The organism is Gordonibacter sp. RACS_AR68, assembly GCF_030418485.1.
GTDB classification, from domain to species: Bacteria; Actinomycetota; Coriobacteriia; order Coriobacteriales; family Eggerthellaceae; genus Gordonibacter; species Gordonibacter urolithinfaciens.
In genome coordinates this window covers 16260-37702 of the sequence record NZ_JAIPUP010000003.1, presented here as the reverse complement: position 1 = coordinate 37702, position 21443 = coordinate 16260, and the positions used below count along the sequence as shown (strand labels likewise).

Genomic DNA, 21443 nt, shown 5'->3' with positions numbered 1-21443 from the left:
CGGAGAGGCGGGGAGGCGGCGTGGCTGCGGAAACGGCGGTGGAGGACGATCTCGTGGACGTTCCCGACAGGGGCGGGAGCGACGCGCGCGACGAGCCCCCCTGCTGCGGCGAGGGCTTCGTGCGCAACGACGCGGACAAGGGCGCCCGCTCGCGCTTCTCGCTCGTCTGCGCGTTCAAGTGCGCGTGGGACGGCATCGCCTATGCCGTGCGCACGCAGCGCAACATGAAGATACACTTGGGCATAGCCGTGCTGGCCGTGGCGCTGGGCTTCGCACTGCGCATCGACGGGGCCTCGTGGGCCGCGGTGATCCTCTGCATCGCCGCCGTGTTCGCGGCCGAGTGCGTGAACACGGCCATCGAGAGCGTGGTCGACCTCGTGTCGCCCGAGTACCACGAGCTGGCCCGCAGGGCGAAGGACTGCGGGGCGGGAGCCGTGCTCGTGTTCGCCGTCGTGGCCTTGGTCGTGGCCGCGGTGGTGTTCGGCCCGCGCGCGTGGGCTCTCTTCTTCGGCTAGCAAACGGCCGCTTCCCCTTGCTGGAACGGGCGACCGGGGGCGCCCCAAACATCGATCATAAGGATGCACGCTATGGATTTCCAACCGCACGCCGAGGGCTTCAAGTCAGGTTTCGTCACACTCGTGGGCAGGCCGAACGCCGGCAAGTCCACGCTCATCAACGCCATCATGGGCAAGAAGATCGCCATCACGTCCGACACGGCGCAGACGACGCGGCACCGCTTCCGCGCCGTGCTCACGCGCGAGGACTTCCAGCTCATCTTGGTGGACACGCCGGGCCTGCACAAGCCCCACGACGCCCTCGGCGAGGAGCTGAACACCTCGGCGCTCAAGGCGCTCGAGGACGTGGACGTGGTGGCCATGCTCATCGACGCCTCGCAGCCCATCGGCCGCGGCGACGAGTGGGTGGCCGCGCAGCTCTCCCGCGCTCGCTCGAAGAAGATCTGCGTGCTGTCGAAGGTCGACCTGGCGACGGAGAAGCAGATCGCCGCCCAGCGCGAGGCCGCCGAGGCCCTGGGCGCGTGGGACGCCATGGTGGGCCTGTCGTCGGCCACGGGCAAGAACGTGGAGGCCTTCGTGGAGGAGGTCGTGTACCTGCTGCCGGAGGGCCCCGCGTGGTTCCCGGCCGACATGGAGACCGACCAGCCCATCGAGGTCGTGGTGGCCGAGTTCGTCCGCGAGAAGATCCTGCGCTCGTTCCACGACGAGGTGCCCCACGCCATCGGCGTGCGCGTGGACGAGATGGAGTACGACAAGAAGAAGGACCTCCACCGCATCTTCGCCACGGTCTACGTGGAGCGCGACAGCCAGAAGGGCATCATCATCGGCAAGAAGGGCGCCGCCATCAAGCAGATCGGCACCGAGGCGCGCGCCGACCTGGAGCAGCTGCTGGGCACCCGCGTGTACCTGGACCTCTCCGTTAAAGTGAAGAAGAACTGGCGCCGCGACGCGAGCCAGATCCGCCGCTTCGGCTACGGCGAGGGCGCGTAGGGAGGCGAAGCCCGTGCGGGGGGCTGCCTGCAGCTTCGGCGCGGCGCCCTCTTGCAGGTATTGTCGCGAAACCGGCCATCGTCCGGATGCCCTGCCGCGCCCGCTGATTTTCCGTTACAATACGCAACGGAGTTGACTTCGCGAGGGAGACGCATGAGCATGATCTGTCCGAACTGCCGATCAGAGAACAAAGAGGGCGCGAAATTCTGCAACGAGTGCGGGTTTCCGCTGACCGGGCGCATGGCGGCCGTGGCCGCCGCATCGACGAGCGACGACACGCTGCGCTCGATAGCGGCCGAGGGCGGCGCCGCACCCGTTGACGATGCTGCCGCTGTCGACAAGGCGGCGGAGGGGTTGCCCGCGTGCGAGGCGGGCGCGCCCGAGGACGACGGGCCGGGGGCCGCGGAAGGCCCGGACGCCGGTGCCGGAGAAGCGGCCCCTGCGCGGCCGGCCGGCGACCCGGAGCCCCTCGCGTCCCCGGCCGTTCGCACGGCGCAGGGCTCGGGCCCGCTCGATCCCGCGAAGCTGCCGGTCATCGGCCTTGCGGGTGTCGACGTGGACGAGGACGGCAACGAGTTCGACTTCGGCGACATCGACGACGCTCCCGCCGCGGACGGCGGTCAGCAGGCAGCTGTGCCGAGCGCCGCGGTCACGGCGGACCTCTCGGGCTTGGACGAGTGCCTGGTGGATTCCAGCTATACGCCCCCCGCGGCCGCGTGGCGCTCGGGCGACACGATGGAGATGCCCCGCGTCGAGGGCAAGGCCGCGCCGAAGCAGAAGGAGTTCCGCGCACCCGACCCGCGCGAGAAGAAGCACGGCCGCGGCCGCGTGGTCGCCATCGTGATCGTGCTGCTGCTGGCCGCTGCGGCCGCTGCGGCGGGCATCACGTACCAGATGGAGCTCTGGGGCGGCAAGGTGGTCCCCGTCGTGGCGGGCATGACGCAGGCCGACGCCACCTACCAGCTGGAGGGCAAGGGCTTCACCGTGCGCGCCACCCAGGTGAAGTCCGACGAGACCGAGGGCCTCGTGCTGCTCACCGATCCCGGGTCCGGCGGGCGCGCCGAGGAGGGCTCCGAGGTGGTCATCCACGTGGCGGTGCCGCGCATCGTCCCCGACGTGGTGGGCAAGACGCGCGACGAGGCGGCGAAGCTGCTCGAGGCCGAGGACTTCGCGCGCGTGACGTTCGCCGAGGAGAAGTCCGACACGGCCGAGGGCACGGTGCTGTCCGTGACCCCGGAGGCCGGCGAGAAGGCGAAGGCCTCCACGGACATCACCGTGACGGTGGCCGTGCCCTTCACGGTGCCCGACGTGGCCAACCAGCCGCTCGATGCCGCGAAGGCCGCCCTGGAGGAGGCCTCCTACGTGCCCGAGGTGGCGTACTACTACACCGAGGACGTGCCCGAGGGCACGGTGGTGGGCACGAGCCCCGCCGCGGGCGAGAAGCTGGCATCGGGCTCCTCCGTGACGGTGAACGTGGCCATGTCGCGCGCGAGCGTGCTCGTGCCGGCCGCGAAGGACTACCTTTCCAGCATCGGCACGATCTCCCTGGGCGGCACGACCTACGAGATCGTCTCGGTCGACGACGTGAAGTACACCGGCTACAACCAGACGTCGTTCACCGTGACGGCAGCGGCCGTGACCACGCTCGACGGCGAGACGGTGCGCGGTTCGTCCAAGCAGAAGAGCGGCACCATCGTCTGGGACGACAGCGACAACGTCGTAAGCGTCTCCTAGGCACGATGGCCAGCGCGACGTACACGGCGCGCGCCATCGTGCTGCGCAAGACGAAGCTGGGGGAGAGCGACCTTATCGTCACCCTGCTCGCCCAGGACGGCTCGCAGGCGCGCGCCGTGGCGAAGGGGGCCCGCAAGCCCTCGAGCCCGTTCGCCGCGCGGCTGGAGCTGTACTCCTCGGTCGACCTGCTGTGCTCGGAGGGCCGCAACCTGGGCATCGTGAAGGAGGCGCGCATCGCCTCCTCCCATGAGCGCCTGCGCCGCGACTTGGAGCATGCGGCCTGCGCCGCGCCCATGGCCGAGCTTTTGGACCGCGTGACCCAGGAGGGGCTCGCGAACCCCCGCCTGTTCGCGCTCACCGAGGCGGCGCTCGGCGCGCTCGACGCCTCCAAGGCGCCGCAGGCCCCGGCCGTGTGCGCGGCGCACCTGCTGAAGGCGCTCGCGCTCTCGGGGCTGCGGCCGAGCCTGTCGTCGTGCGCCGTGTGCGGGGCCGAAGTCCGGGGCGGTGCGGGAGCGGGGACGGTGCCCCTGTCCTTCTGCGAGGGCGGCATCGTGTGTCCCGCCTGCCGTCCGTCCGTGGAAGCCCGGGACGTGCCGGGCGCGACCGTGGCCTGGTGCAGGGCGCTCATGGGCTCGACGTTCGCCGAGATCGCCGAGATCGACGTCCCCCCGTCCGCGTCGTTCGCCGTGCTGCGCTTCTGCCAGCAGTGGGCGCACGAGCACGTGGGCGCGAACCTGAAGTCGCTGAACTTCCTGTTCACCTGCGGCCTGTTCTGAACCGCGAACGCGTCGTCCGGCAAGGGCCGCCGCCGGGCGCGCAGCTGCAAGGCGGCGGCCCGCGAAGAAGGAGAAGGAACCATGCATACCTACACCCCGCGCGGCGTCTGCTCGCGCGCCATCAGCGTCGAGCTGGACGGCGACCGCGTGTCCCACGTGGAGTTCGCCGGCGGCTGCGACGGCAACCTCAAGGCCGTGTCGAAGCTCGTCCGCGGCATGGCGGTGGACGAGGTGGCGGCGCTGCTGGAGGGCAATACCTGCGGCCGCCGCACCACGTCGTGCGCCGACCAGCTCGTGCGCGCGCTGCGCTCCGCTCAGGCGGCCGAATAGGCCCAGAGGTTGCGGCACTGCCGTAGCACCGTATCGAAATCCCAGGTCTGCGCCGTGCGCTCGGGGCTGTTCGGGTCGCGGATCTCGAGGCGCCCGTGCTCGTCGATCCCCGCGAGCACGATGAAGTGGCCCGTGCTGGTGAAGTCGCCGGGCCCCATGCTGCATATCACGGGCCGGCCCGCCACGAGCGCGCGGCGCACCGATGGCTCGTCGGCGGGCAGCTCTTCTGCGGTAAGCCCCAGCTGGGCGGCGCCCTCGGTCATGAAGTCCCAGGCCGTGCCGTCCGAGGAGGCGCACCCTATCCGCTCGGACAGCGCGCCGGCGTCGGCGGGGGAGAGGTCGCTTTTGCCCGTGAGCGCCACGTATGCCATGGCCAGGCACGTGGGGCCGCAGCCGGTCACCCCGAACGCGTCGCCGCCGTAGAGGGCCTGCGACCAGGCGGGGTCGCGCTGGTAGAGCGCGGGGACCTCGCCGGCGCGCCAGGCGCTGCGGGGCGTGCTCTGCGGGGCGTCCGGCGTGCCCGTGCCAGCGGCCGCCCCGCCGTGAGCGAGGGCCGAGAGCGTGCCGACGGCGTACCAGCCCACCCCGGCGAGCGCGGCCACGAGCGCGACGGCCAGCGCCGCGCGCGCCGCGAGAGATCGGCGCCTGCGCGCCGCGGAGGGGGCCGGTGCGCGGTAGGAGGTGCGCGAGTACGCGGGCGCTCCGTTGCGTCCTATGGGCGGCATCGGCGCGGTGGCGGAGGCGCGCGCCGCGCGGCCCGCCGGCCGCCGATGCGCCGCGCGGTACGAGTTCGTGTACGTCATGGGTGCTTCCTTTCCTCGGTTCCTCCCTCCCAGTATCCCCAAGCAGCGCCCCCGCGTCCCTTGAGAACCGTCTACGGATCCCTTATGTTTTCCTTAATAATGCCCCTCCTTACACCGTGGGCGGGGGCGGGGCCGATACAATGGCCGCAAGGAGAAGCGAGGGCCGCGCAGCGGCCCGGCGCCCGGAGGGCGCGGAACGGCGAGGAGCGGGGCGTGGCGGAGACGAAGCTCATAGCGGTATGCGACGACGAGGCGGCCATCGCCGACCTGGTAGCCCAGCTGCTTGCCCAGGGCGGCTTCGAGGTGCGCACGTTCTACGCGGGCGCCGACCTTTTGGCCGCGGCCGCGCACGAGGCGTTCGACCTCGTCGTCCTGGACATCATGATGCCGGGCATGGACGGGTTCGCCTGCTGCCGCGAGCTTCGGCGCACGAGCTCGGTGCCCATCATCTTCCTCACCGCCAAGGACGAGGAGATCGACAAGGTGGTGGGCTTCGAGCTGGGGGCGGACGATTACGTGGTCAAGCCCTTCAAGCCGCGCGAGCTCCTGGCCCGCGTGAGAGCCCGCCTGCGCCGCAGCGCGCCGCCGGCAGAGGGCGGCCGCCCGCTCGGCTCCCAGCTGCTCGAGGCGCGCGGCGTGGCGGTGGACGAGGAGGCGTACGCGGCCACGCTCCACGGCGAACCGCTCGCGCTCACGCCCAAGGAGTTCGCCATCCTCGCGTGCCTCCTGCGCGCCGCCGGACGGCCGGTGGCGTCGCGCGATCTGTTCGAGGCCGTCTGGGGCGAGGAGGCGAACGCCCAGTCCAACAACACGGTCATGGTGCACATACGCCACCTGCGCAAGAAGCTGGCCGCCATCGACTCCTCCCAGGAGTTCGTCGAGACGGTGTGGGGCGTGGGCTACAAGCTGGGATAGCGGTATCGGCGTCGCACGGACGGCCGGCGGCGGGTGCGGCGGATGTGAGGGAAGGGACGCGCGATGGATGCGAGCGGATTCAGCCAGGCGAAGCAGGACCAGACGAGACGGCTCTCGAACAGCGTCCTGCGGCGCACGCTGGTGAACGTGGTCGTGTTCGCCGTCGTGTACCTGGCGCTGTTCCTCGGCTTCATGAACACGCTGGGATCGAGCCTGTCGAACCTCGCGTACAACCTCGTGGGCCAGAATTACTGGGTGCATACGGCCATCGCGAACCTGTTCCTCGTGTGCGTGGCCGTAGGCTTCATCGCAGGAATCGTGCTGGTGGTGCGCTCGGGCATCAACCGGGCCCTGCGCTACTTCGACCTGCTGCTCGACTCCGTGACCGACGTGCTGGCCAAGCGCGAGGGCCCCGTCGTGCTGCCGAGCGAGCTCGCGCCCACGGCCTTGTTCCTGAACGGCATCAAGGCCGAGGGCGAGCGCAGCGAGCGCGCGGCGAAAGCGGCCGAGGAGCGCAAGAACGAGCTCGTGGTGTACCTGGCCCACGACATCAAGACGCCGCTCACGTCCATCATCGGCTACCTGACGCTCCTGGAGGAGTCGCCCGACCTGCCGGTGGACGTGCGGGCGCGCTACACGGGCATAACGCTGGCGAAGGCGTACCGCCTGGAGGAGCTGCTCGACGAGTTCTTCGAGATCACGCGCTACAACCTGCAGACCATCCCCATCGAGCGCTCGCGCTTCGACGGCGCGCTTTTCGTGAGCCAGGTGATAGAGGAGTTCTACCCGCTGGCCGAGGGGCGCTCCCTCTCGCTCGTGTTCGACGGGCCGGACGAGCTGCCCGTGTTCGCCGACGCGGGGCGGGTGGCGCGCGTGCTGAACAACGTGCTGAAGAACGCCGTGGCCTACGCCGATGCGGGCACCGAGGTGCGCGTGCGCACGGGGCTCGTGGTCGCGCCGGACGGCTTCGTGTGGTGGGAGCTCACCGTGACCGACCGCGGCCGCGAGCTGTCGCCCGAGCACCTCGAGCGCATCTTCGAGAAGTTCTTCCGCGCCGACGCCGCACGCGGCTCGGACGGGGGCGGCGCGGGGCTCGGGCTCGCCATCGCGCGCGAGATCGCGCGCGCCCACGGCGGGGACATCTACGCCACGAGCGACGCGGGCCTTACGTCGTTCACCGTATGGATCCCGCAGGGCCCGAGCGTGGGGAAGTGAGGAGGGCGGCCGCCGTATCCGCCGCACGCGGCATCCGGGCGCGGCCCGCAGCGCGCGTTCCCGAAATTCCAGCTTGAAATCGATCGGCAACAAAGGGCCGCTATCATGAAGGCGTTATGCACGTGCCCGCGCCGCCCGCACGGGACGCAACCGACCGAGAGGAGCCCCATGCCCATCATCGAGCCCTACCGCCCCGACCTCGCCGCCCCCCTGCGCGCCTTCCTCGCGCGCTGCCTGCCCGAGTCGGGGCGCACGTTCGACCCGGAGGCGCCATGCTCACCTGCTCGACGTCGAGGCGGCCTACGAGGCCTTCTGGTGCCTTGTCGAGGACGGCGGCGACGTGGCCGGCTGCGTGGGCGTGCGGGCGCTTTCCAAGGACGTGTGCGAGCTCAAGACGCTGTTCGTTTACGAGCGCCTGCAAGGGCACGGCTGGGGTCGGCGCCTGGCCGAGCAGGCCATCGGCCTCGCGCGCTCCCGGGGCTTTCGGGCCATGCGCCTCGACACCATCTCCACGTCCGCGAACGCCATCGGCCTCTACCGCCGCTTAGGCTTCCGCGACATCGACCGCTACGACGACAACCCCCTGGCCGACGTGTTCATGGAGCTGGACCTGGTGCGGTAGCGGCCGAGGCCCTGCCGGCGGCCGCAATGTGGGCAACCTGTGGGTGAGGGCCACGGGCGCTTGCCCGCCCTTCCGGCATCGCCTACAATAGGCAGGCTGCGAAAACGCAGGCACTCTCCGCTTGGTCCGCATGTCTCACCGCATGCCCACCCAGAGGGGAGCGCAACGAACGCAACCGCCCTGGCCGGGCGGGGGCGATGACGAGGCGGCGCGCGAGCGCGCCCAAGGAAAGGTGGAACCATGGCCGACAAGCTCAGCATCACGAAGGAGCGCACCGCGGAGCTCATCAAGGAGTTCGGCAAGGGCGAGGGCGATTCCGGCAGCCCCGAAGTGCAGATCGCCATCCTCACGGAGCGCATCCGCAACCTCACCGAGCACCTGAAGGTGCACAAGAAGGACAAGCACACGCAGCGTGGCCTCATGATGCTCATCGGCAAGCGCCGCGGCCTCTTGAAGTACGTCAAGAACCGCGACATCGAGGAATACCGTGCCCTTATCAAGAAGCTCGGCATCCGCGACAACATCTAGCACGAACCGGGAGCCCGCACATGCGGGCTCCCGCGCATAGGCGGCGGCGGGGACCTGCCGGACAAGCCGCCCGCCGCCCTCCGCGCGTCGGAGGGGCGCCGTCCTTCGGGGACGGCGGGGAAAGGACAGCCGGAAGCGCGCAGCTTCCTTCTGTATAGAGCGGTCGGAAGCGCAAGGGCGCTTCTGCTCGCGGCCCGCCCGCAGGGGGCGGACGGCGCCGAAGAAGCTTGGCCGCACTAGGGCGTCCAAGGCGAAGAGAAAGAAATGTGCATATGGAGAAAATCGTCGAATCCTTCGAGCTGTACGGGAAGCAGTACCGCTTGGAGACGGGCGAGCTGGCCAAGCAGGCGACCGGTTCCGTGGTCGTCACGCAGGGCGACACCACCGTGCTGGTCACGGCGGTCATCGGGCAGGAGAAGGACTACGACTTCTTCCCGCTCACGGTCGACTTCATCGAGAAGATGTACGCCGTCGGCCGCATCCCGGGCGGCTACCTGAAGCGCGAGGCGCGCCCCTCGGACAAGGGCACGCTCACGGCGCGCATGGTGGACCGTCCCATCCGCCCCGGCTTCGTGGACGGCTTCAAGCGCGAGGTGCACGTGGTGTGCACGACGCTCGTGGTGGACAGCGTGAACCCGCCCGACACCATCTGCGTCATGGGCGCGAGCGCCGCCCTCATGCTGGGCGCGGCCCCCTTCGACGGCCCTGCCGCCTGCGTGCGCATCGGCCGCGACATCGAGACGGGCGAGTTCATCGTGAACCCGACGTTCGAGGAGTCCGAGCACTCCGACCTGGAGCTCACCATCGCCGGCACGGCCGACTACATCTCCATGGTGGAGGCGGGCGCCGACGAGATCTCCGAGCAGGACATGCTGGCCGCCATGGCCTTCGGCCAGGAGGCCATCGCCGCGTTCTGCGAGGTGCAGCAGCGCTTCCTCGACCGTGCGAACATCCAGCCGGTCGAGTGGCCGGTGCACGTGGCCGACCCGGCCATCGCAAGCCGCGTGGCGCCGTTCATGGACGAGATGTCCGCCGCGCTGCACGACGCCGACAAGCTGTCGCGCATGGGCAAGGTCGAGGAGCTCAAGGAGCGCATCAAGGCCGAGCAGTTCTCCGACGAGGAGCGCGCCGCCTGGAAGGGCGACATCGCCGCCGAGCTGAAGAAGCTCGAGAAGAAGGCCATGCGCGCCATGGTCATCGCCACCGGCGAGCGCGCCGACGGCCGCACGCCCGAGGAGATCCGCCCGCTCTACATCGTGCCGGGCTACCTGCCCCGCGTGCACGGCTCGGGCCTGTTCCAGCGCGGCCAGACCCAGGTGCTGTCCGTGGTGACGCTCGGCATGCTGAACGAGTGGCAGCGCCTCGACACCATCGACCCCGCCGAGGGCAAGCGCTACATGCACCAGTACAACTTCCCGCCGTACTGCACGGGCGAGGCGGGCCGCATGGGCGCGCCGAAGCGCCGCGAGATCGGCCACGGGGCGCTGGCGGAGCGCGCGCTTCTGCCGGTGCTGCCGGACGAGGACGAGTTCCCCTACGCCATCCGCGTGGTGTCCGAGGTGCTGGAGTCCAACGGCTCCTCGTCCATGGCCTCCACCTGCGGGTCCACGCTGGCCCTCATGGACGCCGGCGTGCCCATCAAGGCGCCGGTCTCCGGCATCGCCATGGGCCTCATCAAGGAGGGCGATGACGTGGTCATCCTCTCCGACATCCAGGGCATCGAGGACTTCCTCGGCGACATGGACTTCAAGGTGTGCGGCACGGAGAAGGGCATCACGGCCCTGCAGATGGACAACAAGGCCCGCGGCCTGTCCGTCGAGATCCTGGCCCGCGCGCTCGCGCAGGCGAGCGAGGGCCGCGCCCACATCCTGGACGCCATGCTGGAGACCATCGAGGCGCCGCGCGAGGAGCTCTCGCAGTTCGCGCCCCGCATCGAGACGATCCACATCCCGGTGGACAAGATCCGCGACGTCATCGGCAGCGGCGGCAAGGTAGTCCGCGGCATCCAGGAGGAGACGGGCGCCCAGATCAACATCGAGGAGGACGGCACCATCCACATCGCCGCCATCGAGGGCCCGGCCGGCGAGGCCGCGAAGGCCATGATCCTGGGCATCGTGAAGGAGCCCGAGGTGGGCGAGCAGTTCGACGGCGAGGTCGTGGGCATCAAGGACTTCGGCGCGTTCGTCAAGCTGACGCCTGGCAAGGACGGCCTGCTGCACATCTCCCGCGTGGCCAACGGCCGCGTGGCCTCCGTGGAGGACGTGCTCACGCTGGGCGACGTGGTGAAGGTGGAAGTGCTCGAGGTGGATCCGAAGACGGGCAAGATCTCGCTCGACCGCCTGGACAAGCCGGACGCCCCCGAGGGCGCGAACAACGGCGGGGAGCGGCGCGAGCGCAGCGACCGCCCGCGCCGCGAGGACCGCAGCGAGCGCAGCGAGCGGGACAACCGTCCCGGCCGCAGCAACCGCAACGGCAACGGCAACGGCAACGGCCGCACGCCGCGCCGCCGCCACGAGGGCTAGCAAACAACGGGGAGGCCGCGGGGACGCGGCCTCCTTCTTTATTCAGGGGCCGTATCAAAAGCCCCAGAACGCAGGGACAGGGACAGGGAGAGGAGGGACAGAGGGACGGTTCTCTTGTCCTGCAGATGCTGCGGGACAAGAGAACCGTCCCTCTGTCCTGCGCCCCTGTCCTGCGGTCCCGGATACTGTGGGACAAGAGAACCGTCCCCCTGTCCCGCCGTCCCCCTGTCCCGCCGCGAGCCCCACGCATCCCGCAGGCGATGGCGATGGCTTGCGGCCCCGCCTCGACATCTCCCTCCCTCAAACCAGCCGGCCGGGACCGTGCGTGCAGAGGCGGCCGCCCCGGCGCACCCTGCCAACCTGCGAGGTTGAATGGATGCGCCGGTCCGGCCGCTCCCGAACGCCCGACAACGGCCGGCTGACAAGACGAAGCCGACAGGAAAAAGCATCCCCTCCTGCCGTCCGCCAAACGGTGCCGCCGGGGTAACGATGCGCCTTTCGGTCGGCTTCGCGTGGTAGGATGTTCCAGACCGTGAACGAAAGGCAGGAATCGCATGATCAGAGTAGCAGTGTCGGGGTGTGCGGGCCGCATGGGCGCCACCGTCGTGGAGGCGGTGGGCGCGGCGCCGGACATGGAGGTGGCCTGCGGCATCGACCCGCATGGGCAAAGCGCGGCGTTCCCCGTGTTCGCCAGCGTTGCCGAGGCGCTCGGTGGCGCGGAGTTCGACGTGCTCGTGGACTTCACGCAGCCCTCCGTCGTGGCGGGCAACCTGCGCGCGGCGCTGCCGGCGGGCGTCGATTGCGTCGTGGGCACCACGGGGCTCTCGAACGCCGCGCTCGAGGAGCTGGCCGCGCTCGCGCCTGCGGGCACGTGCCTCTTCTACGCACCGAACTTCACCACGGGGGCCGTGCTCATGATGGAGTTCGCGAAGGTCGCGGCGCCCTACTTCCCGGAGGCCGAGGTCATGGAGTTCCACCACTGCAACAAGAAGGACGCCCCCTCGGGCACCGCGGTGCGCACGGCCGAGATCATCTCCGCGGCGCGCGGCGGGCGCGCGAGCGAGGCGCCCGGGCGCGAGACGGAGATCGAGGGCGCCGAGGGCGCGCGCGGCGCGCTCGTGGCAGGCGTGCCGGTGCACTCCGTGCGCTCCATGGGCTACGTGGCCAGCCAGGAGGTCGTGTTCGGCTCGCTCGGCCAAACGCTCTCCATCCGCCACGACTCGTGGGACCGCGAGTCGTACATGCCGGGCGTGCTGCTGGGCATTCGCAGCGTGGGCGGGCGGTCGGGCCTGATTGTAGGTTTGGAGAACTTCATGGCGTGAGGGCGGTACCAAGCCTCCGCCCATGGCATAATAAACGTTTGTACGATAGGCAAGGTTCGGCGCGGCGGATGCCATCCGCCCGCCGCCGTGCAGTGAGATGAGGAGTCAGCATGTCGCAAGAGCCCCGTTTCGGCCGCATGATACCGGCCATGGTCACCCCGTTCGACGAGAACCGCGAGCTCGACGTGGACAAGGTCCAGGCTCTCGCCGCGCGCCTCGTGGACGGCGGCAGCGACTCGCTCATCATAAACGGCACGACGGGGGAGAGCCCGACCGTGTTCTATCCGCAGAAGATCGACCTGTTCCGCGCCGTGGTGGAGGCCGTGGGCGACCGCGTGCCCGTCATCGCGAATGTGGGCGACAACTGCACGGCCGACACGGTGGACTTCGCGCGCGAGGTGGCGGAGCTTGGCGTCGACGGCTTCATGTGCGTGGTGCCGTACTACAACAAGCCCCCGCAAGAAGGTATCTACCAGCACTTCCGCACCATCGCGAACGCGGTGGAGCTGCCCATCATCCTGTACAACATCCCGGGCCGCTGCGTGGTTAACATGGAGGCCGAGACCACGCTGCGCCTGGCGCACGAGTGCGCCAACGTCGTGGCCGTCAAGGAGGCTTCGGGGAAGCTGGACCAGGTGAAGGCCATCGTCGAAGACGCGCCGGAAGGCTTCGCCGTGTACTCGGGCGACGACGCCGCCACCTACGACATCATGAGGCTGGGAGGCGCCGGCGTCATCTCCACCATCGGCAACGTGGCGCCCGGGCGCATGAAGGAGATCGTGGACTTGTGCGCGGCAGGCGACTGGGAGGCGGCTGCGGCCGCGAACGAGGCGCTCATGCCGCTCATGAAGGGCCTGTTCGAAACGTCGAACCCCATCCTCGTGAAGGAGGCGCTCAAGCTCTTGGGCTTCCCGGTGGGAGGCGTGCGCCTTCCTCTGGTGGACGCCACCCCCGAGCAGTCCGAGCGCCTGGCCGCCATCATGAGGGAAGTCGGCGTGCTGGACGCGTAAGGCGCGTCCGAAACTGACAACGCAAGGTTGCGTCGCCCCGGGGCGACGCTGCAAGACAAACCGCGACGAGCGGGCGCGCCTCCTATCGGAGCGCCCTGCCCGCAGGATCGCCCGAACGGGCGGCTGCGGCGGTAGCGGAGCCGAGGCGAAGCCGGGAATCCCGGCTCTTCGTCTATGCGCACCCGATCGCGCAAGACCGGAAAGACAAGGTACTTATGGAACAGCAGAACAACCAGCGCTCCGAGCGCCGTTCGCAGGAGCAGTCCCGCAACGGCCGCGGCGGGGGCAACGGCAACGGCGCCAAGGGAGCCGCGCGCGGCGCCGAGAAGAAGACGCGCTCCTACAAGCACGTGCAGCTCGAGCATCGCCGTCCCCAGCTTTCTAAGGCGGGGCAGGGCCAGCAGAAGCAGGGCGGCCAGCAGAATGCGCGCCGCGCCAACTTCAACTCGCCGAAGAAGGACCCGAACGCCACGCTCAAGATCATCCCGCTCGGCGGCCTCGACGCCATCGGCAAGAACATGACCGTGTTCGAGTGCAAGGGCGACATGATCCTGGACGACGCGGGCCTCATGTTCCCCGACGACGATCATCCGGGCATCGACCTCATCCTGCCCGACTACACCTACGTGCTGGAGAACGCCGACAAGCTGCGCGGCATCATCATCACGCACGGCCACGAGGACCACACCGGCACGCTGCCGTACCTCATGAAGGACCTCGACCGCCAAGTGCCCATCTACGGCACGAAGATGACGCTCGGCCTCATCGAGGGCAAGTTCGCCGAGCACAAGATCAAGAACGCCAAGCTCATCGAGATCAAGCCGGGCGACCAGGTGAAGCTCGGCTGCTTCACGGCCGAGTTCTTCGCCGTGAACCACTCCATCCCGGGCGCCGTGGGCGTGTTCTTCCAGAGCCCGGCCGGGAACGTGCTGCATACGGGCGACTTCAAGCTGGACCAGACGCCCATCGACGGCGTGACCACCGACTTCGGCGCGCTTGCGAAGTTCTCCAAGGCGGGCGTCGACCTTATGATGAGCGACTCCACGAACGCCCAGAACCCCAGCTTCACGCCCTCGGAGGCCGAGGTGGGCAAGGAGCTGCGCAAGATCATCTCCCAAGCGCGCGGCCGCGTCATCATCGCCTCGTTCGCCAGCCACATCCACCGCATGCAGCAGATCTGCGACGCCGCGCGCGACAACGGCCGCAAGGTCGTGGTCACGGGCCGCTCCATGATCCAGAACACCGATATCGCGCGCCGCCTGGGCTACCTGAACATCCCCGACGAGGACATCGTGGACGCCTACGACCTCAAGGGCATCCCGCCCGAGCAGGTGGTCATCATGTGCACGGGCAGCCAGGGCGAGCCGCTCTCGGCGCTGGCCCGCATCGCGAACGGCGAGCACAAGACCATCGACCTGGAGCAGGGCGACACCGTCATCATCTCGGCCACGCCGGTGCCCGGCAACGAGAAGGCCGTCACCCGCGTCATCAACTCGCTGGCGAAGATAGGCGCCGACGTCTACGACAAGAAGCGCGCCATGGTGCACGTGTCCGGCCACGCCGGCGCCGAGGAGCTGAAGCTGGTGCTGTCCATCGTGCAGCCGAACGCGTTCATGCCCGTGCACGGCGAGGCCACGCACCTGCGCGCCCATGCCAAGCTGGCCGAGGCGACAGGAGTGCCCGCCGAGAACGTGTTCATCTGCGAGAACGGCGAGGGCCTGGAGCTTTCGAGCAGGGGCGTGAAGCGCGGCGAGACCGTGCAAAGCGGCATCGTGTTCGTGGACGGCCTGTCGGTGGGCGACACGTCGCAGGACGTGCTCGACGAGCGCAACGCGCTCGGCTCGCAGGGCTTCGCCTCGGTGGCGGCCGCCATCTCGTCCAAGCGCAAGGACGTGGTGGGCGAGGTGCAGGTGGAGATGCACGGCATCACGGGAGGCGACGACGACTACCTCGTGCGCGAGGCGCGCACCACGGTGAAGAACGCCCTCAAGCGCCAGCTGGGCAAGGGAGGCGGCCAGAAGGAGCTCAAGAAGGCCGCCCGCGACGCGCTGCTCTCGCTTCTGTGGGAGCGCACGAAGCAGCGCCCCATGGCCATCGTGAACTTGCTGGAAGTTTAGGCTATAATGGCCGCATGCGCCTGCGCGCATGCGGCTCTCCGGCCGCGCAACCGAACCAGAAACGCACTCTAAACGCAGCAAAAGGAGCTGGGCCGTGGCCCGTCAGTCAGCACCCGCATCCAACAAGTCGAAACCGTCCCCCGGCGCCAAGCCGAAGGGCAAGGCGGCCTCGCCCGCCGAGAAGAGCGCCCGCAAGGGCGGCGGCAAGGCCGCGAAGGCCGCCCCTGCCCCAGACGGGCATCTCATCGACGATCGCACGCGCCGCGACATCACGGGCGTCGCGTTCGCCGTGGCGGCCGTCGTGCTGTTCGTGGCAGCCGTCATGCCCACGAATGCCGTGGTCACGTCGTTCGTCTCGACGGCACTGCACCTGACGCTCGGCCTGGGCGCCTACCTGCTGCCGTTCTTCCTGCTCGTCATCGGCGCGAGCTTCCTCATTCGCTTCGACCGCGAGCGCGTTCCGGCGCGCGTGTCGGTGGGCCTCGTTATGATACTGGCCGCCGTGCTCGTGCTGCTGGCGCTGTTCACGCCGCTGGTTCCCGGCGAGGAGGGGGCGCCGGCGGCGCTCTTCGACCCCGTGCAGCTCTCCGCACGCGGCGGTTACGTGGGCGCCGGCGTCGCCTGGGTGGGCTTTACGCTGTTCGGGCAGGTCATTTCGTGCATCATCATGTTCGGCGTCATGGCGGCCGGATTCGTGGTCATCGGTTTCTCGCTCTCGAAGCTCATCGAGCGCGTGCAGGACAGGCGCGCCGAGGCCGAGGGGGATGGGGACGTGCTGGGAGCACCGGCCTACGCCCGCGTGAAGAAGGCCGGGGAGGCGGGCGGCTTCGTGCCGCTCACGGCAGGAGAGGGCGCCGCGCCCACGAGCGTGCTGCCACGTGCCAGGAAGGGGCGCCGGGGCGAAGGCGCCGCGGCCGGCGAGGAGGCGAAGGGCAAGCCGAAGCATCCCTCGTCCTCGCTCGACACGCAGGTCATCGGCGGGCGGCGCGCGCCCTTCGACGCGCCCGACGCCGTGGAGCAGCCCCTGACGCGCAAGCTCGGCCGCGCGCGGGCCGCAGCCGACGCCGAGAAGAAGGCCTCCTCTCCCAAGGCGCCGTCCTCCTCGGCCACGCCGCTTGCCACCCCCCGCCCGGCGGACGGCTTCGAGCTGCCCCCCTTCGACATCCTGGCCACCAGCACGTCTGCCAAGAAGGACAAGGCCACCGACGCCGAGCTCACCGAGACGGCGGCCTGCCTCCAGGAGACGCTCGAGAGCTTCGCCATCATGGCCGAGGTCGTGGGCTGGGTGGCCGGCCCCACGGTGACGCTCTTCAAGGTGGACCTGCCCGCCGGCGTGCGCGTGAGCCGCATCACGGCACTCGAGCAGGACATCGCGCTCGCGCTCGCCGCGCCCGGCGTGCGCATCTTCGCGCCCATCCCCGGTACGAATTACGTGGGCATCGAGGTGCCCAACCGCACGCGCCAGACCGTGCTCTTGGGCGACGTGCTGAAGGACGCCCCGGCCGGCCCCTTGCAGGTGGCCATCGGCAAGGACGTGGAGGGGCGCTCCATCGTGTCGGACCTGGCCAAGATGCCCCACCTGCTCATCGGCGGCACCACGGGCTCCGGCAAGTCGGTGTCCGTGAACGCCATGATCATGTCCATCCTCATGCGCGCCACGCCCGCCGAGGTGCGCTTCATCATGATCGACCCGAAGCGCGTGGAGTTCACGCCCTACAACGGCATCCCGCACCTCTACGTGCCGGTGGTCACCGAGGCCCGCGAGGCGGCGAGCGCCCTGTCGTGGGGCGTGGCGGAGATGGAGCGGCGCCTGAAGGTGTTCTCGAAGGTGGGCGCCCGCAACATCGGCCAGTACAACGCCAAGGTTCAGGTCGAGCAGGCCGCCATCGAGAAGGCCGTGGAGGAGGGCAAGGAGCCGCCGGCCGCGGAGCTGGGCGACGAGCTGCCCTACATCGTCATCATCATCGACGAGCTGGCCGACCTCATGATGAACGTGGGCAAGGAGGTTGAGTTCTCCATCAGCCGCATCGCGCAGCTCGCGCGCGCGGCCGGCATCCACCTCATCGTGGCCACCCAGCGCCCGTCCACGAACGTGGTCACGGGCCTTATCAAGGCGAACATCACGAACCGCATCGCGTTCAACGTGGCCAGCGGCATCGACAGCCGCGTCGTGCTCGACACGCCGGGCGCCGAGCGCCTCATCGGCCTGGGCGATCTCCTGCTGTCGAAGCCCGAATACGCCAAGCCCCAGCGCATCCAGGGCTGCTACGTGTCCGAAGACGAGATCAACGCCGTGGTGGAGCTGCTCAAGGCGCAGGGCGAGCCCGAGTACCACTCGGAGATCCTCCAGACGAACCTCATCACGCTGGGCGCGTCGCAGCCGGACGGCAGCGGCGGCTCGTGCACCTCGGACGACCCCCTTGTGTGGGAGGCGGCCGAGATCGTGGTGTCGAGCGGCCTCGGCTCGACGTCGAACATACAGCGGCGCCTGAAAGTTGGCTATTCGCGCGCCGGGCGTATAATGGACATGCTCGAGGAAAAGGGCGTCGTGGGGCCGCCGAACGGCAGCAAGCCCCGTGAGGTCCTGGTGGACGCCATGGAGTTGGAAACGTTGAAGGCGTTCGAGGCGCAGGACTCATGCGAGGAGTAGCGACGTGGCACAGGTGACATTCGGAACGGTTTTGCAGGAAGCCCGCGAACGGAAGGGCATGGATCTGTCCACGGCGGCCCGGCGCCTGCGCATCAGGCCCGATATCCTGCGATCCATCGAGGAAGACGACTTCGCGCGCATGCCCCCACGCGGCTACACGCGCAACATGGTGAACGCCTACGCGCGCCTTCTAGGGCTTAACCCCACCGAGATCACCCGCATGTACCTGGACGAGGCCTACGCCTACCAGGTGGGCCGCGCGCGATCGGATGTACGGCCGAGCGGCTTCGACATGGGCGGCACGTCGCGCACGAAGCGCTCCGGCGTCGCGCGTCCGGTCCCGCCCGAGGAGCCCGAGGAGCGGGTGCCGCGCCAGAACGCGTTCGGGCGCACGCTCTACGACGATCGCACCGCCTACACGCGCTCCGACTACGGCCGCAGTGCGGCTCCGGCAGCCGGGGGGCGCGTCTACTCCGAGGGCCGCACGCACACGAGCCGCCATTCGGCGCTGCCGAACGGCCAGTACACGAACTTCTACGCGGGGCCCAAGGCCCCGAGCGGGGTGCAGTCGAAGCTCCCGTTCCTCATTGCGGGAGCGGTTATCCTCGTGGTGCTGGTCGTCGTGCTCGTGTTCGCGTTCGGGGGCAAGGGCGGCGGCGAGGAGGACCTGCCGACCGTGCCCGTGACGGGCATCGACGACACCACCCAGGGCGAGGGGGACGAGGGCTCCCAGGAACCCGTCGCGCCGCCTGCGCCGGTGGCGCCCACGAGCGCCAAGGTCGTGTACGAGGTGGCGTCGGGGGAGTCGGTGTACATGGACATCTACGAGGACGGAAACATCACCTCGGGCGGCACCGTCGACGGACCTGCCAAGAAGGAGTTCGACGTCACCGGCACGTTCAAGATCGTCACTTCGAACCCTGGCGGCGTGACCGTCACCGTAGACGGGACGAAGCTCGAGTCGACGGGCGACGAGAGCACCGGCATCTATTCCTTCAGCGTGGACTTCCCGGCCATCCTCGAGCAGTGGAAGGCCGACCATCCGACCGCCGGCACGGCGGGAACAGCCGGCACAGCGGGAACGGGCTCGTCCGGCTCTGGCACGACGGACGGCGCGAGCACGCCGGCCGCCTAGCCCTTCGTCGGCTGATCGCCTACGTGCATGTTCGGGCTGCCTCCCTGACTCGGCTGGCCGAGGACGCGCGTTCGATGCCGGCCGCCCCGGCGCATCCGGCCAGCCTCCGAGGTTGCCGCGCGCCCGGGACGGCCATTTTTGCGCGCATGCTCTCGGCCGCTGTTGGAGAAGAACGCCTCGGCCCCTCCCTTCGCACCTTGCGAAACTCGCCGGCTGGTAAAGAAAAAGCCGCTCGCCGTCCCTTTTCCTTCGCACCCTTAGGGTCCCTGACGAAGAAGAGCCGTCTCGTCCCGTTCCCTTCGAGCTCTGTGTAACTCGCCTGCAATCACGGCGCGGGCGGGACGAAATGCGGTATGCTGGTCGGAAACGAAAAAACGAGACGGCCCGCGCGCTTGGCGGGCCGATGAGGAAGGGAGCACCCATGGCGAAAGAGTGCAGCTTCGACGTCGTGTCCACGGTGGACATGCAGGAGGTCGACAACGCGTTCCAGCAGGCGAAGAAGGAGCTCGCGCAGCGCTACGACCTGAAGGATTCCGGCGCGGAGATCACGCTCGACAAGGCGAACAAGGCCATCACGGTGGCCGCCCCGGCGGAGTTCGTGGCCAAGCAGGTCATCGACGTCATCGCCTCGAAGCTCGTGAAGCGCGGCATTGATTTGGGCGCCGTGAAGTGGGGCGAGGTGCAGCCGGCGGCCGGGCAGAGCGTGCGCCAGACGGCCAACGTCGTCGAGGGCATCGACAAGGACACGGCCGGCAAGATCAACAAGGACATCAAGGCCACGAAGCTCAAGGTGAAGGTGCAGATCGAGGGCGACAAGCTGCGCGTGTCGAGCACCTCCCGCGACACGCTCCAAGAGGTCATCGCCTTCCTGAAGGGCCAGGACTACGGCCAGCCGCTCCAGTACGTCAACTACCGCTAGGCCGCGCGGTGGGCAACGAGAGGGCGCGCGGGGGCGAGGGCCGGAAGTCCGTGGCGTTCGTCACGCTGGGATGCGCCAAGAACGAGGTGGACACCGAGCACATGCGCGCCCGGGCGACCGGGGCAGGCTACGCGCTGACGGACGACCCCGAGACGGCCGACGCCATCGTGGTGAACACGTGCTCGTTCATACAGGCGGCCACCGAGGAGAGCCTCGAGGCGATCTTCGAGGCGGCCGACCTGCCGAACGTGCGCGACGGCGGGGCCGCACTCGTCGTGGCCGGCTGCATGCCGGCGCGCTACGGCGAGGATCTCGAGGCCGAGCTGACCGAGGCGGGCGCCTTCGTGCCCTGCTCGCGCGAGGACGACATCGCGCTCGTGCTGGCCGGCGTCATCGGCGAGGCGTCGCCCGGGGCGGAGAGCCTGGAGGACGCGGGCGCCGGGGCGGAGGAGCGCGGCCCCGTGTCGGCCTACGTGAAGATATCGGACGGCTGCGACCGCTTCTGCTCGTACTGCACCATCCCGTACATCCGCGGACGCTATCGCAGCTTCCCGCTCGACGACGTGCGTTCCGAGGTGACGGCCAAGGTGGCGGCCGGCGTGCGCGAGATCGTGCTCATCGCCCAGGACACGGGCCGCTGGGGCGCGGACTTCGAGGAGCCCTCGACGCTGGCCGCGCTCGTGGGCACGCTGGCCGAGGAGCATCCCGGCACGTGGTTCCGCGTCATGTACCTGCAACCCGAGGGGCTGACCGACGAGTACCTCGAGGCCGTGGCGGCACATGCCAACGTGTGCGACTACTTCGACATCCCATTGCAGCACGTTGACGCGGGGATCCTGCGCGCCATGAACCGCACAGGGTCGCGCGACGAGTTCGAGGCGCTGCTCGCGCGCGTGCGTCGCCGCATCCCGGACGCCACGCTGCGCACGACGCTCATCGCGGGATTCCCCGGCGAGACGGACGACCAGTTCGAGGATCTCTGCGCTTTCGTGGAGGATGCCGGCTTCGACTACGTGGGCGTGTTCCCCTACTCGCGCGAGGAGGGCACGCGCGCGTTCGACCTGCCAGGCCAGGTGGACGATGACGAGAAAGCCGACCGGGCCCAGCGCCTGCGCGACGTGGCGGACGCCGTGTGCGCGGCGCGCGTTGCCGAGCGTATCGGCCGCGAGCTCGATGTGCTCGTGGAGGGCCGCGAGGAGGACGGGCAGCTGTTCGGCCGCGCCATGTGCCAGGCTCCCGAGGTCGACGGCGTCACCTACCTCGAGGCCGGCGAGGTGGGGCAGGTCGTGCGCGTGACGATAGGGGACACGCTGCTCTATGAGATGGAAGGGGCGTGATCC

General features: G+C 69.4%; 18 protein-coding genes. 17 read left to right on the top strand and 1 reads right to left on the bottom strand.

What is annotated here, in order from left to right; genetic code table 11:
- The first annotated feature begins 20 nt into the window (after positions 1 to 20).
- The 5 genes from K9U15_RS07360 (at position 21) to K9U15_RS07340 (ending at position 4345) form a co-directional block, all read left to right on the top strand.
- Entirely contained in the window at positions 21 to 515 is a 495-nt protein-coding gene (locus K9U15_RS07360; RefSeq protein WP_224768046.1) for a diacylglycerol kinase family protein, read from the top strand.
- A gap of 72 nt (positions 516 to 587) precedes the next feature.
- Entirely contained in the window at positions 588 to 1505 is a 918-nt protein-coding gene (gene era, locus K9U15_RS07355; protein WP_096226541.1) for a GTPase Era, read from the top strand.
- Positions 1506 to 1658: 153 nt separating this feature from the next.
- Positions 1659 to 3239, top strand: a complete 1581-nt coding sequence (locus K9U15_RS07350; RefSeq protein WP_301155837.1) for a PASTA domain-containing protein — start codon at positions 1659 to 1661, stop codon at positions 3237 to 3239.
- Positions 3240 to 3244: 5 nt separating this feature from the next.
- Positions 3245 to 4015 (top strand): DNA repair protein RecO, encoded by a 771-nt coding sequence (gene recO, locus K9U15_RS07345; RefSeq protein ID WP_301155836.1) that lies wholly within the window; start codon positions 3245 to 3247, stop codon positions 4013 to 4015.
- 81 nt (positions 4016 to 4096) lie between these two features.
- Positions 4097 to 4345 (top strand): TIGR03905 family TSCPD domain-containing protein, encoded by a 249-nt coding sequence (locus K9U15_RS07340; RefSeq protein WP_087189745.1) that lies wholly within the window; start codon positions 4097 to 4099, stop codon positions 4343 to 4345.
- On the opposite strand, the gene K9U15_RS07335 is transcribed toward K9U15_RS07340, so the two are convergent.
- A complete protein-coding gene (locus K9U15_RS07335; protein WP_227115576.1) occupies positions 4330 to 5148 on the bottom strand; it encodes a C39 family peptidase in 819 nt (272 codons plus the stop codon). The two genes, K9U15_RS07340 and K9U15_RS07335, sit on opposite strands and share 16 nt — an antisense overlap.
- Before the next feature lie 213 nt (positions 5149 to 5361).
- Here K9U15_RS07335 and K9U15_RS07330 point away from each other — a divergent pair, with 213 nt between their 5' ends.
- The 12 genes from K9U15_RS07330 to rimO all read left to right on the top strand — a co-directional run bounded on the left by K9U15_RS07330 (position 5362) and on the right by rimO (position 21440).
- On the top strand, positions 5362 to 6063 hold the full coding sequence (locus K9U15_RS07330; protein WP_301155835.1) for a response regulator transcription factor: 702 nt from the start codon (positions 5362 to 5364) through the stop codon (positions 6061 to 6063).
- Between the two features lie 63 nt (positions 6064 to 6126).
- Complete coding sequence (locus K9U15_RS07325) at positions 6127 to 7278, top strand: sensor histidine kinase KdpD (RefSeq protein ID WP_087189747.1); 1152 nt, start codon at positions 6127 to 6129, stop codon at positions 7276 to 7278.
- 280 nt (positions 7279 to 7558) lie between these two features.
- On the top strand, positions 7559 to 7900 hold the full coding sequence (locus tag K9U15_RS07320) for a GNAT family N-acetyltransferase (RefSeq protein WP_301155952.1): 342 nt from the start codon (positions 7559 to 7561) through the stop codon (positions 7898 to 7900).
- Positions 7901 to 8140: 240 nt separating this feature from the next.
- Entirely contained in the window at positions 8141 to 8428 is a 288-nt protein-coding gene (gene rpsO / locus K9U15_RS07315; RefSeq protein ID WP_015538750.1) for a 30S ribosomal protein S15, read from the top strand.
- Positions 8429 to 8700: 272 nt separating this feature from the next.
- Positions 8701 to 10950: a polyribonucleotide nucleotidyltransferase gene (gene pnp, locus K9U15_RS07310; protein WP_096226537.1), complete on the top strand. Its 2250-nt coding sequence runs from the start codon at positions 8701 to 8703 to the stop codon at positions 10948 to 10950.
- A gap of 554 nt (positions 10951 to 11504) precedes the next feature.
- The gene (gene dapB / locus K9U15_RS07305) at positions 11505 to 12272 is read left to right on the top strand and encodes a 4-hydroxy-tetrahydrodipicolinate reductase (protein ID WP_123674322.1); all 768 of its coding nucleotides are present in this window, start codon (positions 11505 to 11507) and stop codon (positions 12270 to 12272) included.
- Between the two features lie 110 nt (positions 12273 to 12382).
- Positions 12383 to 13282 (top strand): 4-hydroxy-tetrahydrodipicolinate synthase, encoded by a 900-nt coding sequence (dapA, locus tag K9U15_RS07300; RefSeq protein ID WP_087189751.1) that lies wholly within the window; start codon positions 12383 to 12385, stop codon positions 13280 to 13282.
- A gap of 215 nt (positions 13283 to 13497) precedes the next feature.
- Positions 13498 to 15399, top strand: a complete 1902-nt coding sequence (locus tag K9U15_RS07295; RefSeq protein ID WP_096226535.1) for a ribonuclease J — start codon at positions 13498 to 13500, stop codon at positions 15397 to 15399.
- A gap of 94 nt (positions 15400 to 15493) precedes the next feature.
- Positions 15494 to 18049: a DNA translocase FtsK gene (locus K9U15_RS07290; protein ID WP_123674323.1), complete on the top strand. Its 2556-nt coding sequence runs from the start codon at positions 15494 to 15496 to the stop codon at positions 18047 to 18049.
- A gap of 4 nt (positions 18050 to 18053) precedes the next feature.
- Positions 18054 to 19184, top strand: coding sequence for a helix-turn-helix transcriptional regulator (locus K9U15_RS07285; RefSeq protein ID WP_301155834.1), 1131 nt, complete (start codon positions 18054 to 18056; stop codon positions 19182 to 19184).
- Between the two features lie 421 nt (positions 19185 to 19605).
- Positions 19606 to 20103, top strand: coding sequence for a YajQ family cyclic di-GMP-binding protein (locus K9U15_RS07280; RefSeq protein WP_096226533.1), 498 nt, complete (start codon positions 19606 to 19608; stop codon positions 20101 to 20103).
- 8 nt (positions 20104 to 20111) lie between these two features.
- Positions 20112 to 21440, top strand: coding sequence for a 30S ribosomal protein S12 methylthiotransferase RimO (gene rimO, locus K9U15_RS07275; protein ID WP_123674324.1), 1329 nt, complete (start codon positions 20112 to 20114; stop codon positions 21438 to 21440).
- Positions 21441 to 21443 lie beyond the last annotated feature (3 nt).